The following is a 590-nucleotide window of genomic DNA, read 5'->3' on the forward strand; positions in this document are numbered from 1 at the left end:
GCCTCTGGCGTGTGGGATAGCAAAAATGCCACGCAGAGAGTTTTTACTCGGCAACGCACTCGCTGCCACCATTTGGGTTTTGGTGTTCAGTTTACTTACGCATTTTGCATTTGAGCACCTCAGCGCACTCAGCCATTTATATAGCCACTACAAATACGCAATCTGGGCGAGCGCCGCGGTTGTGTTCGCATTGATGCTCCTAGGCTTACTCAAGCGAAAAAAAGCAAAATCGTCGCTATAAATGCACTTTCAATAAAGGCTCATGGTATCAGTAAGATAGATGCCATGAGCTTTTTTCTTTCCTCCAAATACAAAAATTACGCAGCCATTTAGACGTCTAGACGTTGACAATAAAAGTCGGTGAGATTAGTCTGCTCACTTCTCTTATTATTATCTTTGTCGTTTACATGTCCGGTTCCCAACAAACTACTAAAACAGTTGCACCGTCTGCGGTCGCACTGATCCCATTGATCGTATTCCTTGCGCTATTTATTGGCGTAGGCACTTACTTATCTTTGCAAGGCGTGGAATTTGCCTTCTACCAGCTGCCAGCACCAATTGCGGTATTACCAGCCATCATCATTGCGTTT

General features: G+C 44.7%; 1 protein-coding gene and 1 pseudogene. Both read left to right on the plus strand.

Features of this window, described 5'->3' with window-relative positions; genetic code table 11:
• On the plus strand, nucleotides 1-241 hold a 241-nt coding region (locus R8N47_RS26785), incomplete at its 5' end, for a DedA family protein (protein ID WP_412034493.1).
• Nucleotides 242-407: 166 nt separating this feature from the next.
• Nucleotides 408-590, plus strand: a pseudogene (locus R8N47_RS26790) (Na+/H+ antiporter NhaC family protein); the annotation flags it as partial.

This window comes from Vibrio sp. 2132-1 (assembly GCF_033344315.1).